The following is a 15,662-nucleotide window of genomic DNA, read 5'->3' on the forward strand; positions in this document are numbered from 1 at the left end:
GCAAAAGCGTCATTGTGCTCCTGAGAGCAAAGCTAAGAAGTAGTGCCAAATGCATATGCCATCATTTCTAACGCATGAAGACCGTCCCCTGCGCCCGGCTGATGAGTGGATACACTCCGCTGCAAAGACAATTGAAACCGAGATTGCTGCGCTCAACGCGTTACAGGCAAGTCTTTCCAACGGCTTGGCAGAGCCTTTCACAAAAGCGGTAGAGACAATTGCTCACTCAAAAGGCCGCGTAATCGTCTCTGGTATTGGCAAGAGCGGGATCATTGGTACCAAGCTAGCTGCAACGTTAGCGTCCACCGGGACGCCCGCTTTCTTCGTACACGCAAGCGAAGCAAGCCACGGTGACCTTGGCATGATCACCGAAGATGATGTGGTTATTGCACTGTCCTGGTCTGGCGAAACCCAAGAGCTTGCAAGCCTCCTCGGCTTCACACGCCGTTTTAAGGTGCCGTTGATCGCTATCACCCGCAACGCAGCTAGTGCACTTGGTCAAGCCTCAGATATCTGTCTAACATTGCCTAAAGTACCAGAGGCTTGCCCTCATGGATTGGCTCCCACATCCAGCACCTTAATTCAGCTCGCCCTGGGAGATGCTCTCGCAATTGCTCTCTTGGAAGCAAAAGGTTTTACAGCTCAAGACTTTAAGGTCTACCACCCTGGCGGCAAACTAGGCGCAAGTCTGATGCATGTGAAAGATGTCATGCACACAGGTGATCATCTACCAGTCGCTCAAAACGGTATGCTTATGAAAGAAGCTCTCGTTTTGATGACCCAAAAGGGATTTGGCGTTCTTGGCATTACCAATAATGATGGAGTACTCATTGGCGTCATCACGGATGGTGACTTACGCCGCCATATCAGCCCGAACTTTCTCGATATGAAAGTTGAGGATGTCATGACGCACAATCCAAAAACAATTGAAGAAACACTTCTGGCGCCATCAGCACTGGAAGTAATGAACTCACTCAAGATCAGCTCACTCTTCATTGTCAGTAATGATAAGCCAGTTGGAATCATCCGCACACTTGATCTTCTGAAAATCGGAGCGGCCTGACCCGCACTTGGAACAAGCTCTTTGATGCCCGAGATGTGTTCATCCTCGGGCATTTTGATTCTCATAGCCATCCATTTGGTTCACATCTTCCAACAGCACAACCCAATTTTTCCCATTTATTAGGATTTGGTTAGCCTTAATACCCCAAATTAACACTAGTTAAATTGCCTCATCAAAGGCGCACATTCGGGTAAGCTAAATGGATCTAGCCACGATAATCGGCGTTATCGCTGCTTGCGTAACTGTGCTGATAGCTATCTTTCTGGGTGGAAGCTTCAGCCAGTTCGTTGACCTTCCTTCCATCTTGATCGTGGTTGGTGGCGGTCTCGCAGCCACACTCGTCAGATTCCCGCTAAATGGGTTGCTAAGTGCTTTTGGAATGGGAGCAAAACTCGCTTTCACCCATAAGAAGATCGAGCCTCGCGAACTTGTCGAGAATATCGCTCATCTTGCAGAAACGGCTCGCAAGGAAGGCCCTCTCGGTCTGGAGAATGTCGAGATTGAGGAACCGACACTCGCCAAAGGCATGCAGTATGTGGCTGACGGTTACGACTACAACCTCATTCGCGACTCAATGGAAAAAGAGCGGGATCTCTACCTGACCCGCTTGAATGAAGGCGCCCGCGTATACCGTGCACTTGGCGATTCAGCTCCCGCCTTTGGAATGATCGGAACGCTTGTCGGCCTGGTACAGATGCTTGCAACTATGGATGATCCATCCACAATCGGCCCCTCCATGGCAATTGCGCTTTTGACTACTCTGTACGGCTCACTCATCGCAAACGTTGTGTGTATCCCAGTCGCCGATAAACTGGACTCCAAATTTGAGCAGGAAGAGCTAAACCAAACCCTCGTCATCGACGGCGTTTTGCAGATTCGTGAAAGCAAAAGCCCATCGCTGATCCGTGAAATGTTGCTGGCTTATATCCCAGAAAAAGGCCGCAGCGACATGATTGAAGCGGCAGCTTAGTCCTTCGGGCAAGGGAGAGACACAATGGCAGGTAGAAAAAAATCAGCTCCCGCAGGCGCACCCGCATGGATGCTGACGTTTGCAGACTTGATGTCTCTGCTCGTGTGTTTCTTCGTTTTGATCATTTCGTTCTCGGTCCAAGACAAGCAAAAACTTCAAGTAGTTGCGGGCTCGATCAAAGACGCATTCGGCATCAAACAGGTGACCAAACGCGCTGGTGTTCTTGAAATCGAAGGTGTGCCACTACGCGATTTCATGAAAGACATCACCTACGAGAAGCAAATTACAGACGCTGATTTTGCAACTGAGAGCCATCCAGAAAAGCGTAAACAAGGCCCGGAAGCAAACACCCACACCACCAAAAAGGCAGACATCGAGAAGCCGAGGCAGTTTGCAACCGCAGTCGTTTCGCTCCGGCAGGCATTTCAGGAAATGCCTGAGATCACAGAGATCTCCAACAACATCATTCTTGAAGAAACAGATGAAGGCCTTAACATCCTGATTGTGGATCAGGAAGGCCGTTCAATGTATCCGGAAGGGTCAAAGTACCCTTATGAGATAACAAGGCAGCTCCTCGCTAAAATGGCGCCTGTTCTGGCAAAGATGCCAAACCGTGTCCGCATTACCGGACACACGACGACAGGACAGCTCATCACAGCTCCAAGTGAAACTGGCTGGGAACTCTCAGCAGATCGCGCAAACACAGCACGACAGATTCTTTCCGAGTATGGTCTGCCCTCGAACAATATTCATTCTGTAGTGGGAAAAGCTGATTCTGAACCTCTCTTCCCGAATGACCCATATCTTGCAGCAAACCGCCGCATTTCAATTCTGCTGATGGCAGAAGAACCGCCGCTGCCACCAGATTTCAATCCATATCAATAGGCCTAGGCCTCTTCGCCTTCTGAAGCTGCTTCCACAATGAGAGTTGTGCCGTCTTGGCCGACGACTTTCACATGGGCACCTGCTGGTAAATCTGGGCCATTTACACGCCATATAGAGTCACCAATCTCAAGCGTGCCTTTGCCATGAGCGAGTGCCTGCTTCAACACAAACACACGTCCTTGATATCGGCTCCCTCTTTTATTGAGATGCGGATCACCTTCTTTGTCATCGTCTTTAACAGTCAAACGACGACCAATAAGGAGGAAGCTGACAGACAAGACACCCCACAGCACAAGCTGCCAGCGCCAGTCCATATCAAAATATGCAACCAGAGCGCCAACAACGAGAGCCGCTGCCCCAAACCAGATCAGGAATGAGCCAGGAACAGCTAACTCAAGCCCAATAAGAACAAGCCCGGAGGCAAACCAAACCCAAGGTTCGATACTGTTTTGGAACAGCTCAATCAGCATATCGATCAGCCCTCTGAACTACCGGTATTTGGAATACGGCTGGAACGACGGTGTTCGTTGTCCCTCAGTACTTCTTTGCTTATTTCAGCAATACCGGCAAGGCTTCCAATCATCCCAGTTGCTTCCATAGGCAGAATGAGAGTTTTCTGGTTTGGAGACTTCGCAAGTTCACCGAACGCTTCAACATATTTGTTAGCAACAAAGTAGTTGATCGCACCCATGTCACCTTTGGCAATCGCCTCAGAAACCATCATGGTAGCCTTAGCTTCAGCTTGTGCCAGACGCTCACGCGCTTCAGCATCGCGCATAGCAGCTTGCTGGCGGCCTTCCGCTTCCAGAATGAGTGACTGCTTCACACCCTCTGCCTTAGCAATCTCGGCCTGCCGGGCACCCTCAGCTTCCAGGATCGAAGCACGCTTCTCACGCTCAGCTTTCATCTGACGACCCATCGCATTCACCAGATCGCTCGGAGGGTTGATGTCCTTGATCTCAATACGGGTGATCTTCACGCCCCATGGCTCACAAGCCGCGTCAACAACACGCAGCAAACGAGCATTGATTTCATCACGATTAGAGAGCAGTTCGTCCAGATCCATGGAACCCATGACACTACGAATGTTAGTCATGGTCAGATTCAGAATCGCATTCTGCAAGCCCAGAACTTCATAAGCTGCCTGAGAAGCGCTCAACACCTGATAGAAAGTCACACCATCAGCAGTAATCGTTGCATTGTCTTTGGTGATCACTTCCTGCGCTGGAACATCAAGCACTTGCTCCATCATATTCAACTTATGACCAATCTGGTCAATAAACGGGATGATGATGTTCAGACCCGGATGCAGTGTCTTCCGGTATTTTCCAAAGCGTTCAACTGTGTAGTTGTAGCCTTGAGGAACCATCTTCGCGCCAGCAAATACAACAAAAATGATCACAGCCACTAAAATGAGGACAGTAATCGAACTACCTGTCAAAATATCCATATCTATTAATCCTTTGGAGGAATTTGCCTTAACTATCGTAGCTTTGTCCCATTAAAACCAGAGAAAACTGCACGAATAAATGCCAAAGAGCACCGCTTCCTAAAAGAAACGAGTGCTCTTCTTTACATAGTAAATTAAAACTTAACTTCTAGATCCAACCCTGAAGCTCACGGCGAACCACATCCTCCAGCACAGCCATACCTTCAGGAGCATCATTGAGACATGGAATATGCGTAAACTGCTCGCCGCCATGTTCTTCAAAAATCTCGGCGGCTTCACCAGCGATTTCTTCCAGAGTCTCAAGGCAGTCGGCAACAAAGCCCGGATTCAAAACGGCAATCCGTTTCACACCATCTTTCGCCAGCTTCTCAACTGTCTTGTCCGTGTAAGGCTGTAACCATTCTTCCGGACCAAAACGAGATTGGAAGGTGATCTGAAGCTTCGTCTCATCCCACCCAAGCTTCTCACGCAACAAGCGAGTCGTTTTCTGACAGTGGCAGTGATACGGATCGCCCTTATCAAAGTAGCTCTGCGGAATGCCGTGGAAAGACGCGAGAACCATCTCTGGCTCTTCATCCAGCTCACTGAGCTTGTTCTTGATCGAAGCAGCAAGCGAGTCGATGTAAGTATCGTCATCATGATAAGGCGGCACAATACGAATGGTCGGCTGCCAGCGCATCTTCAAAAGTGTACGAAAGACCTCATCGTTTACGGTCGCCGTCGTCGAAGCTGAGTATTGCGGATACAACGGGAAGACGAGAATACGGTCGCAACCCTTTTCCTTCAGCGCATCAAGACGGCTCGCAATGGATGGATTGCCATAACGCATAGCCCAATCGACAACAACATTGTCACCCAGACCCGAAAGCATCTCAGAAAGCTTGTCAGATTGGCTCCGTGTAATGGTGCGTAACGGACTTTCATCCAGCTCGTTGTTCCAGATCTCTTTGTAGGCCTCACCGGACTTTTGCGGGCGCTTGCTCAAGACAATTCCATGCAAAATGGGCAACCAGAGAAAACGCGACCACTCAATGACGCGGCGATCTGAGAGAAACTCTGCCAGATAACGACGCATGGACCAGTAATCTGTCCCGTCTGGTGTCCCAAGATTTACAAGAAGCACACCCACTTTCCCAAAGGAGACCGGAGGGTGGTTTTCTTGCTTTGTTGCGTTACCGCTTGTGCTCTGGTTCATGAGACCCCTATGCGCATCAGATCCAATCCAATTGCTAAATAGAGTTTCCCAATGCTCGCGCCAAGGTCAAACCCTGTGATTTTCTGATTATTACCGTGAAACTACCCAAAATAGAAAAATGCCAGCCCACAAACGCAAACTGGCATTCTCAAAATCGATCAAACCAAGAGCTGCTATGCAGTCACTTCACGTTCGTCAGAAATCACTTTGCCATCGTTTGGCAAGGTATTGGGAGCAACCAGCTCCACATCACCATTGAGGCCAGTGTGCTCTTTCAGAGATTTCTTCAAAGCCGCAATGAAATCATCACTTGCAGCTTCAGTCTCGACCTTCAGGATCATATGGTCCTGCTCACCCTGACGCACGACTGAGAGACGCGCACGCCCGGCCTCATCACCAGCGTTTTTGCGAAGGCGCTCAATCTGTGCCGGGTCAACAAACATGCCCTTCACTTTGGTACGTTGGTCTGCACGCCCCATCCACCCTTTCAGGCGCATATTCGTACGACCACACGGCGAAATGCCCGGTAGCACTGCAGATAAATCACCCGTTGCGAAACGAATAAGCGGGTAGGTTGGCGAGAATGTCGTCACGACCAACTCTCCCACTTCACCCGGAGCAACAGGCTCTCCCGTTCCAGGACGAACGATTTCAATAATGAAATCTTCGTTGGCAATCAGACCTTCTATGGCTTCACTTTCATAAGCCACGATGCCTAGATCAGCCGTTGCATAGGCTTGCAGAACCTTCACGCCGCGACTTGCGTATTCCTCACGCAAGCTCGGATAAAGCGCACCACCGGAAACAAGACCATGCTTGATGGAGCTTACATCCGCCCCCAACTCGGCAGCACGGTCCAGAATAACCTTCAGATAGTCCGGAGTACCGGCATAAGCCGTCGGGCGCAGGCTCGAGATCGCAGAAACCTGCATGTCCGTATTACCGATACCAGCAGGAAACACCACACAACCATATGCACGTGCACCCTGATCCAGAATGAACCCACCAGGTGTCATGTGATAGGACAGCGCATTGTGAACGATATCGCCCGGACGAATTCCAGTCGCATGGAACGCACGCGCTGATTTCCATGGATCAGCTTCGGATCCCTGCGGCTCCCAGATTGGTCCCGGAGACATAAAGATGCGTTTGTATGTAGAGAAGTCACCAGCAGCGAACCCACCAAGTGGGGGCTCCTCAGCCTGAGCTGCAAGAAGGTCCGCCTTACGGAGAACAGGGAGCTTAGCCAAAGCTTCACGGCTCGTGACTTCAGCTGGGTCAACATCTGCCAGATGCTTTGCCCAACCAGACGCCTCGTTCTTTGCCATGGCAATCTGCCCCGGCAACCGAGCCATCAAATCAGCTTCTCGTTCCTCTGGGGACCGGATCTCCAACTCATCAAAATATTGGTTTCCCATAGAAGCCCTCCCATGGCCTCAAACATCTTCCCAGCAGGAGACGGAAGCCTCCCGCAAATTTATTGGACAGGTACTCTAGTTAAATCCGACAGGATCAACGCGGCCCTGACAATCAGATTGCACCGGCTTCGCGGCCAACAGTAACTCACGCATTGGGGTATCCGGCTCAATTCTGCCCTTTAGATTGATAAAGAGCTCGGTAATTAAACCACCTTTGCAACGCACCTGAACGCGGTTCCCTGCACCAGCGCCAAAAGTTTCATCAAACGCCGCACGAACCTGCGCTGTCGTGAGCACCTCACCGATGTTGGCGGCAAACAGATCACGGACAGCTGAACCGTTCAATTGCTCCATAAGATCAAGAGATTCCGCGTAATACTCTTCTGCACTATCGCTGTAACAAGTACCGTGTTTTACCCATTCATAACGGTCCAGATGCGACTGAGCGCCCGGCATCACTTTATCCAGCTCTTCACGAGTTGCATCATCCAACTCAACTGGAGGCAACTGCCCCCGTGTAGAACGCTCTTCTGCCAGACGCTTTTCTTCCCGAGTCACACCACACCAGAAGTTCCCACGCGGTTGAGGCCACAAACCATGCAATGCAAAGTGGCTCGCATCAAACCGTCCTTCCACCTGAGAAGAACACTCCGGTATCTCTTGATGTGTTTGACAAAAAGCAGGTTGCCAGCTCGCAGCAAGCAGGAACTCAGCGTCTGCCGAAGGCCCTTTGACAGCAGGGCGAACCACATTTGATCCAGCAGAACCTCCAGAACCATTGCCAGTATTCTGCTCGCTACCATCAGCTTTAACCAGATGCAGACCACAGGAAACATCCACCCAACGCTCAGCTGGATTTACGCCATTCATGCGAATGAAGTAATGAGATGCTTGCGATTTGTTCTTCCCAAGCAGTTCATAGGCTCGCATCCGTTCCACATGAACGTTTCCAGGATTTGTCTGCTTACGAATAGATTGAAATGCTGGACAGGCTTCCTCAGCAAGAAAGAAACCCTCCAACTTCACTTGAGAAGCAGCAGGCAAAACAGAGGCCACGCTCAAAAGCGCAGCCCCGACAATCACTTTAGAAAGAAAATGCATGTGGTCCTCCAAAATACCTTTTGCAGCAATAAGCAGCATGCAGATTATTCAAAACCAGATACATTGACTTCCTGTGACAGTTCACCCCCACTATTTTAGGGGCAAGTTCTCAACTAATGCAGATTACGCCAACCACCGTTTGCGGCGTTTGTAGTGTTTGCCATCACGGAAGGATTTACGCCCTTCTCCACCAACACCTAGATAGAACTCTTTCACGTCTTCGTTTTCGCGCAAAGAATCAGCATCACCATCCAGCACGATACGGCCAGCTTCCATGATGTACCCATAGGTCGCGTATTTAAGCGCAACGTTGGTATTCTGCTCAGCAAGAAGGAAGGACACACCTTCATTCTTGTTCAGTTTCTTCACGATCTCAAAGATTTCTTCCTGCAACTGTGGAGCAAGGCCCATGCTTGGCTCATCCAGCAAAATCATGTCTGGGCGGCTCATCAAGGCACGACCCACTGCACACATCTGCTGCTCACCACCAGAAGTATAACCCGCTTGAGATCCCCGACGCTCACGCAGACGCGGGAAGTAGTCATACACCATTTCCAGATCGCGCTTGATCTCAGCATTGCCATCTTTGCGGGTATAGGCACCAGTCATCAGGTTGTCTTCAATGGAAAGGTGGCCAAAACAACGACGGCCTTCCATGACCTGAATGCATCCGCGCTGAACCAGTTCGTTCGGAGAAAGCGCCTGAACTTGCTTTCCTTGAAAAATAATATTGCCCTTCGTCACTTCTCCACGTTCTGCTTGCAGCAGGTTGGAGATCGCTTTCAGGGTCGTTGTCTTCCCGGCACCGTTCGCACCCAGCAGAGCAACAATACCACCCTTAGGCACGGTCAAAGAAACACCTTTGAGAACCAGAACCACGTGGTCGTAAATGACTTCGATGTTGTTGATAGACAAAATGTCTTCGGCAACCTGCAGGTTAGCGGCTGGTGCCTTGGATTTTGATGTCTGTTCTGCAATTGCGTTCATGAGATCAGCCTTAACCTGCGAACATTCCGATTGTTTGAATTCGATAAATTGGCCGGGCACCACTGCGCCCGACCAAAACAACAAGGCTTAGTTACAAGCGAGGTCGCCACGACCTGGCCAAGGAGCATTGTTTTTCGCGTAGTCAGCAGCTTTTTCCAGCTCAAGCGGCTTGATCAGTTCACGGTTTGGAGTCAGCAGGTCACTTGCCTGTACAAACTCTTCGCCGTTCCACTCAAGCATCCATGCACCAGAGTGACCAGTATGGTTGTCACAAGCCATCTTCAGTGGAGGTGTCATGCCCTTCATACCCAGCTCTTCAAGGCGAGCTGCAGTGATGTCCAGATTTTCAAGGCCCCAGCGCAGCTGTTCAGCATTGATGTTCTTTTCACCAAAGTTGTCCTGAGCGGTTTTTGCTGCTTCAGCAAGGATCATGGAGATGATGATACCGCGCTGGTAGAAGATGGTGTCCATGTCAGCTTCAGATTTGATTTCTGAGTTGCCTTTGGAAACAACATGCTTACGGATGTCTTCGAGCACAGGGAAGTTACCTGGAGCGTTGAAGCTGACAGACTTGTAGCCCTTCGCTTTAGCGCCAACGTTCTGCAGGTCAGCATCAGAGCCAGACCACCAGATGCCGATGAAGTTTTCCATTGGGTAGCGTGTCTTAACCGCTTCGGTGATCGCACCGGCGTTCATAGCACCCCAACCCCACATAACGACGTTGTCTGGACGCTCACGACGGATCTGCAACCACTGCGCAGACTGGTTCTGCATTTCTTTCAGACCAACAGGGATCGGAACCAGCTTGAAATCATGCATTTCAGCGAGTTTTTCCAGAAGCGGAATTGGCTCTTTACCGAATGGGTGGTCAAGATGCAGAAGAACGATCTTCTTACCCTTCAGCGAAGACATGTCACCACCAGCAATGTAGTCGAGGATCATGTATGCGCCATCCCAGTAGGACACTGGTGGGTTAAACGCCCACGCAAACGTATCACCGTCTGACATTGGCGAGAAACCGTAGCCAGGTGCCAGAATAGGAATACGGTCCACGTTGGTGCGAGGCATAACCTGCAAAGTGATACCGGTTGACCATGGCTGAGTTACGAGAGCTTCTCCCTTAGTCTTCTCGTAGCACTCAACGCCTTTGTTGGTGTTGTAACCGGTTTCACACTCGATGTAATCGATTGGCACGCCGCCAATACCACCATCACGTTCGTTCAGCATAAGCATGTAATCACGCTGGCCGTTCATGATTGGCGTACCAGTACCCGCAAATGGGCCAGTACGGTATGTCAGGTTTGGAAAGTTAAGACCGTCTGCTGCCATTGCAGCTGTGCTCATGGCAACTGCAAGGGCACCTGCTGCAACAGCCTTACCTAAATTCGTAAAGTGTTTCATATTTTCCTCCGCGTTTGCGGCTCCCGCCGCGGACCATTTCCTCTATTCCCCAGCTGCTCCCGCAGTTCTTTATTAGTGAGGGAATGGCCAAATGATGAGCTTTTCACGAATAAGCGCCCAGAACCGCGCAAGACCGTGAGGCTCGACAATCAAGAACATGATAATGAGAGAACCAACCACCATAACGTTGACGTGTTCCATGGTGGCAGAACCGATACTCAGGCCAAGCATTTCTGGCAGAAGGTTCAGCACAACTGGCAGAGCCACAATCAGGATCGCTCCGAGGAAGTTCCCCATCACACTGCCAAGGCCACCAATGATCGCGATAAAGACGATCTGGAAACTCATTGGAATGTCAAAGAGGTTTGGCTCGGCAGCACCTTTCCAGAAGAACACCATCAGCGCGCCGGCGATACCCACGATATAGGAGCTGACAGCAAAGGCAGACAGCTTTGCACGCATCAGGTTGATGCCTACCAGCTCCGCAGCAATATCCATGTCACGAACAGCCTTCCACGTACGGCCATATCGGCCACGTGTCAGGTTGATCATCGCAAAGGTCACAACAGATACGATGCCAAGAACAAAGTAGTACTGAACCATAGGCGATGCATTCGGACCAGTCACAACAAGACCGAAGATGTCCATGGTGCGCACTTCAATCGCCCCGGATGCATTGTAGTTGTAAAGCCACGCCCACTTCTCAAAGAGCCACACCAGAAAGAACTGCGAAGCAAGCGTCGCAATCGCAAGGTAGAAGCCTTTAATGCGCAGCGACGGCAAACCAAACGCAACCCCAACCGCAGCTGAGAAGAAGCCAGAAAGGAACAACGCAACAATGATGTTCATTTCCGGGAAGATCGTAGTGATCTTGTAGCAAGCATAAGCGCCAACGCCCATGAAGCCCGCAGTCCCCAGCGAAAGCTGTCCGGCATAACCGGTCAAAATGTTCAGGCCAAGCGAGGCCAGAGAATAAATCAGCACAGGCACAAGCAGAGCCTTGTAGGTGAACTCCGATGCGAACATCGGAAAGATCACATACATAGCAGCAAGGATCACAACCAGCAGGACCATATCCTGCTTGATTGGGAAGAGCGCCTGATCACTTTCATAGGTCGTTTTGAACTGACCAGAAGTTCTGTAAAACACGTCAGGCCTCCCTTACACGCGCTCGATGATTTTCTCACCGAACAGCCCTTGCGGACGGAACAGCAGAACAATCAAAGCAAAGATGAAGGCGAACCAGGTTTCGGTGTTGCCACCAAACAGAGGCTGACCCCAGTAGATTTCGAAGACTTTTTCAAGAAGGCCGATGGCAATGCCGCCTATAATCGCGCCTGATACAGATTCCAGACCACCAAGCATCAGCACTGGCAAGGCCTTGTACGCAATCACTTCCAAAGCGAAAGACACACCCGCACGAGCTCCCCAGACGACACCAGTGGCAAGAGCAATCACACCTGCAATAAACCAGACCAGAACCCAGATAGTGCTGAGGGAGATACCAACAGACAGCGCTGCAGTATGATCATCACCCAGTGCACGGATCGCACGACCCATCGCAGATTTGTTCAGGAACACCAGCAGGCTGATAACCAGCACGATCGCCATAACAACCGCGAACACGTCTTTCTCTTCCAGAAGCAGGAAGCCGCCGAACGGTTCAAATTCAATAGCACCGGTTGGAATACCAAGCGCTTCGGTGATCATCACCTTGTTCTCACCACCGAACACGAACTCACCAAAACCGATGAGGAACATGGTGATACCGATGGTTGCCATGAACAGAATAATGTCGGGCTGCCCGACAAGCGGACGAAGCACAACACGCTCAACGCTCATCGCCAACGCATACATGATGCCAAGAGTAAGCGGCATCGCGATTGCAGCAGCAACAAACTCGTTGCCAACAAACGGAACCAGGAAGGTATGCAGGCCAACCAAAGACAGCGCAGCAAACACAACCATAATGCCTTGCGCAAAGTTAAAGATGCGCGAGGATTTAAAGATGAGAACGAAACCAAGTGCAATCAGCGCATAAAGAACACCGGAGACGAGACCTTCCCACAACACCTGTAGAAAGAAGTCCGGCATTCCGTACATCTGAACAAATGGATCAATTAGTACGTTATAAAGTGTTTCCATGGGGGTGCTCCCTAGTGTGACACGCCCAGATAGGCATCAATAACTTCTGGGTTGCTCTGCACTTCTTCTGGCACGCCATCAGCGATCTTGCGGCCATAGTCCAAAACAACGACACGGTCGGAAAGGTCCATCACAACACCCATGTCATGCTCAATCAGAGCAATCGTAGTGCCGAGCTGATCATTCACATCCAGAATGAAGCGGCTCATGTCCTCTTTCTCTTCCAGGTTCATCCCTGCCATCGGCTCATCGAGCAGCAGCAGTTCTGGCTCCATCGCCAACGCACGAGCAAGCTCAACACGCTTCTGCAAGCCGTAAGGAAGCGTTCCCACTGGTGTGCGGCGAATATGCTGGATTTCGAGAAAGTCGATGATTTCCTCGACCTTCTTACGATGCTCAATCTCTTCCCTCTGAGCAGGCCCCCAATAGAGCATCTGCCAGAATAAGTTCTGCTTCATCCGCGTTGCACGTCCCGCCATGATGTTGTCCAGCGTGGACATACCCTTAAACAAAGCAACGTTCTGGAAGGTTCGAGCGATACCCTGACTAACCGCAAGATGCGGTTTCATGGACCTGCGCTTTTCGCCGTTGAAGGTGATCACACCTTCCTGAGGCTGATAGAAACCATTGATCACGTTGAGCATGGACGTCTTGCCAGCACCATTGGGACCAATGATCGCGCGAATTTCACCCTTCTTGATGTTGAAGGAGATGTTCGTGATTGCCTTAACGCCGCCAAAGGAGAGAGAAACGTTCTCAAGATCCAGCAGAACCTCGCGCTCCTCGGCCCTTTTTTTGACCTCTTCGAGCGTTGGATCCATTACAGTCATTCTGCCGCCTCCCCAATCGCGGACATTGCTTTAGTGCTATGGGTGTCCATGTCCCGGATCTCGACAGTGGCTTCAATCGTGCCTTGACGGCCATCTTCAAAGGTCACCTCGGTCACCACATGCTTGGAGGTCTCACCCGCATAGAATGCTTCAATCAGAGGCGCATATCGGTCAGCAACGAAGTTACGACGGACTTTCTGAGTACGTGTCAGCTCACCATCATCCGGATCCAGCTCTTTATGCAAAACAAGGAAACGTTTGATCTGGGCACCAGCCATCATTGGCTCTTCAGAAAGATCCTTGTTCACCTGATCCACATGGCTTTGGATTGTTTTGTAAACGTCAGGATGTGCGGCCAGTTCCTGATAGGAAGCATATGCAATGTTGTTCCGCTCAGCCCAGTTACCAACCGCAACAAGGTCAATATTCACAAAGGCACAAACGTAGTCGCGCTCGTTTCCGAAGGTCACAGCTTCTTTGATGTTCGGGAAGAACTTTAGCTTGTTCTCAATGTACTTCGGCGCAAACATGGAGCCATCAGTCAGCTTGCCCACGTCCTTCGCACGGTCAATGATCTTCAGGTGTCCATTCTCAAGGAACATGCCAGCATCACCAGTGTGAACCCAGCCATCCTCAGTCTTGGTATCCTTCGTTGCCTCATCGTTCTTGTAGTAACCAAGGAACGCACCCGGCGAGCGATACATAACCTCACCACTCTCCGCGATCTTCACTTCAACATCTGGCATAGGAACGCCAACCGTATCAGCATAAATCTGGCCATCAGGCTGAGAGGTAATGAACACGGAAGATTCCGTCTGCCCGTAAAGCTGCTTCAGGTTTAGGCCGATTGAGCGGTAGAACTTGAAGATCTCTGGACCAATCGCTTCACCCGCGGTGTAAGCCACACGAACACGGGAAAAACCCATCTCGTTCTTCAGCGGCCCATACACACAGAACTCACCGACAGCATACTTCATGCGCTCAAACAGAGAGACTTTCTCTCCGTTCAAAATGCGCTCACCAACCTGGTTTGCATAAGCGAGGAAGTAGTCAAACAGCTTCTTCTTCATCTTGCCCGCATCTTCCATGCGAACTGTGATGTGCGTCAGCATGCCCTCAAACACCCGCGGCGGTGCAAACATGTAAGTTGGGGCAATTTCCTTGCGGTCAATCGAAACTGTTTCCGGACCTTCAGGACAGTTCACGCAGTACCCGGCTGTAAGACACTGTGCGTAGGAGAACACATGGTCACCAACCCATGCCATCGGCAGGTATGCGACTGTGTCTGCATTCTCATCCAGGTTATCAAACTTGTTCGCATTCTGAACAGCAACAACCAGGTTATTGAAGGTCAGCATCACCCCTTTCGGACGACCGGTCGTACCGGAGGTGTAAAGGATCACAGCAACGTCTTCACTCTTGCCAGCATTGACGGCATCAAACCAGTCATCCGCTAGCTTCTCATCGTTGTCGAGCAGGGTCTGCCCGGCTTCCTGAACGCTCAGGTAACGATGAAGGCTTGTGTGGTCGTAATCACGAAGGCCTTTAGGGTCTTCGTAAATGATGTGCTCGAGCAGCGGTAGCTTCTCGGACATCTCAAGCAGCTTATCAACCTGCTCCTGATCTTCAACAACCGCAAAGCGCACTTCTGCGTGGCCAAGCACGTAGCCGATCTCTTCTGCCACTGAGTCAGAATAGACTGGGATCGGAATACCACCCAGCGCCTGCACGGCCGCAAAGACCCAATAAAGATGCGGACGGTTTGCACCAATCACCGCAACCTTGTCGCCCTCTTTGCATCCAAGGCTCTTGAGCCCAAGAGAAAGCTTGCGCACTTCTCCAAGGACCTCACGCCAGGTCCAGCTCTGCCAGATCCCGAGGTCCTTTTCGCGATACGCGGGACGATCCCCCCATTCCCGCGCATTCCGAATAAGCAACTGCGGAAATGTGTCCATACCCGCTGACGGAGGCACCTGCATCTTTGAATCACCTCTCACCAAAGGTCATCTTGTGCCTTTGGTCTGCCTGTTTACTCTGAGGAAATACGAAAGACTAATAGCCCCGCCTCGCAAGTCCTCCACCTGCGAGTTCCTCCCTGGACTTATTCTTAGCAAGATACGAAAGCTTTTTTAATGGGTTTTATTCATTGCGCGTTGCAACCTTGAGCACTTGTGCAATGCAAAACCGTGATATTTCAACGAGTTACATTCAAAAAAC

General features: G+C 50.7%; 14 protein-coding genes. 3 read left to right on the forward strand and 11 right to left on the reverse strand.

The features are described from left to right. Positions 1-49 precede the first annotated feature (49 nt). The 3 genes from DHN43_RS15155 (at position 50) to DHN43_RS15165 (ending at position 2,918) form a co-directional block, all read left to right on the forward strand. Entirely contained in the window at positions 50-1,063 is a 1,014-nt protein-coding gene (locus tag DHN43_RS15155; protein WP_057461829.1) for a KpsF/GutQ family sugar-phosphate isomerase, read from the forward strand. Between the two features lie 199 nt (positions 1,064-1,262). Continuing rightward, positions 1,263-2,033, forward strand: coding sequence for a motility protein A (locus DHN43_RS15160; RefSeq protein ID WP_008551696.1), 771 nt, complete (start codon positions 1,263-1,265; stop codon positions 2,031-2,033). A 24-nt stretch (positions 2,034-2,057) separates the two neighbouring features. Next, complete coding sequence (locus tag DHN43_RS15165; protein ID WP_057461830.1) at positions 2,058-2,918, forward strand: OmpA/MotB family protein; 861 nt, start codon at positions 2,058-2,060, stop codon at positions 2,916-2,918. A gap of 2 nt (positions 2,919-2,920) precedes the next feature. On the opposite strand, the gene DHN43_RS15170 is transcribed toward DHN43_RS15165, so the two are convergent. The 11 genes from DHN43_RS15170 to DHN43_RS15220 form a co-directional block, all read right to left on the reverse strand. Beyond that, positions 2,921-3,388 (reverse strand): NfeD family protein, encoded by a 468-nt coding sequence (locus DHN43_RS15170; protein WP_063290285.1) that lies wholly within the window; start codon positions 3,386-3,388, stop codon positions 2,921-2,923. Positions 3,389-3,393: 5 nt separating this feature from the next. After that, the gene (locus DHN43_RS15175; RefSeq protein ID WP_063303510.1) at positions 3,394-4,368 is read right to left on the reverse strand and encodes an SPFH domain-containing protein; all 975 of its coding nucleotides are present in this window, start codon (positions 4,366-4,368) and stop codon (positions 3,394-3,396) included. Between the two features lie 148 nt (positions 4,369-4,516). Next, positions 4,517-5,563 (reverse strand): ferrochelatase, encoded by a 1,047-nt coding sequence (hemH, locus tag DHN43_RS15180; protein WP_108819139.1) that lies wholly within the window; start codon positions 5,561-5,563, stop codon positions 4,517-4,519. 173 nt (positions 5,564-5,736) lie between these two features. Beyond that, positions 5,737-6,981, reverse strand: a complete 1,245-nt coding sequence (locus tag DHN43_RS15185) for a phenylacetate--CoA ligase family protein (RefSeq protein ID WP_108819140.1) — start codon at positions 6,979-6,981, stop codon at positions 5,737-5,739. 75 nt (positions 6,982-7,056) lie between these two features. Further along, positions 7,057-8,082 (reverse strand): ribonuclease T2 family protein, encoded by a 1,026-nt coding sequence (locus DHN43_RS15190; RefSeq protein ID WP_208995436.1) that lies wholly within the window; start codon positions 8,080-8,082, stop codon positions 7,057-7,059. Positions 8,083-8,205: 123 nt separating this feature from the next. Next, positions 8,206-9,069 (reverse strand): ABC transporter ATP-binding protein, encoded by an 864-nt coding sequence (locus DHN43_RS15195; RefSeq protein ID WP_057461836.1) that lies wholly within the window; start codon positions 9,067-9,069, stop codon positions 8,206-8,208. A gap of 87 nt (positions 9,070-9,156) precedes the next feature. Next, complete coding sequence (locus DHN43_RS15200) at positions 9,157-10,470, reverse strand: ABC transporter substrate-binding protein (protein ID WP_063290289.1); 1,314 nt, start codon at positions 10,468-10,470, stop codon at positions 9,157-9,159. Between the two features lie 72 nt (positions 10,471-10,542). Continuing rightward, positions 10,543-11,619: a branched-chain amino acid ABC transporter permease gene (locus DHN43_RS15205; RefSeq protein WP_063290290.1), complete on the reverse strand. Its 1,077-nt coding sequence runs from the start codon at positions 11,617-11,619 to the stop codon at positions 10,543-10,545. 12 nt (positions 11,620-11,631) lie between these two features. Next, complete coding sequence (locus DHN43_RS15210; RefSeq protein ID WP_057461839.1) at positions 11,632-12,615, reverse strand: branched-chain amino acid ABC transporter permease; 984 nt, start codon at positions 12,613-12,615, stop codon at positions 11,632-11,634. An 11-nt stretch (positions 12,616-12,626) separates the two neighbouring features. Beyond that, positions 12,627-13,436, reverse strand: a complete 810-nt coding sequence (locus DHN43_RS15215; protein ID WP_057461916.1) for an ABC transporter ATP-binding protein — start codon at positions 13,434-13,436, stop codon at positions 12,627-12,629. Positions 13,437-13,441: 5 nt separating this feature from the next. Continuing rightward, positions 13,442-15,424 carry an AMP-dependent synthetase/ligase gene (locus DHN43_RS15220; RefSeq protein ID WP_199914815.1) on the reverse strand — a complete coding sequence of 661 codons (1,983 nt, stop codon included), beginning with the start codon at positions 15,422-15,424 and terminating at the stop codon, positions 13,442-13,444. Positions 15,425-15,662 lie beyond the last annotated feature (238 nt).

It is taken from the genome of Pseudovibrio sp. Alg231-02 (assembly GCF_900143565.1).
GTDB lineage: Bacteria > Pseudomonadota > Alphaproteobacteria > Rhizobiales > Stappiaceae > Pseudovibrio.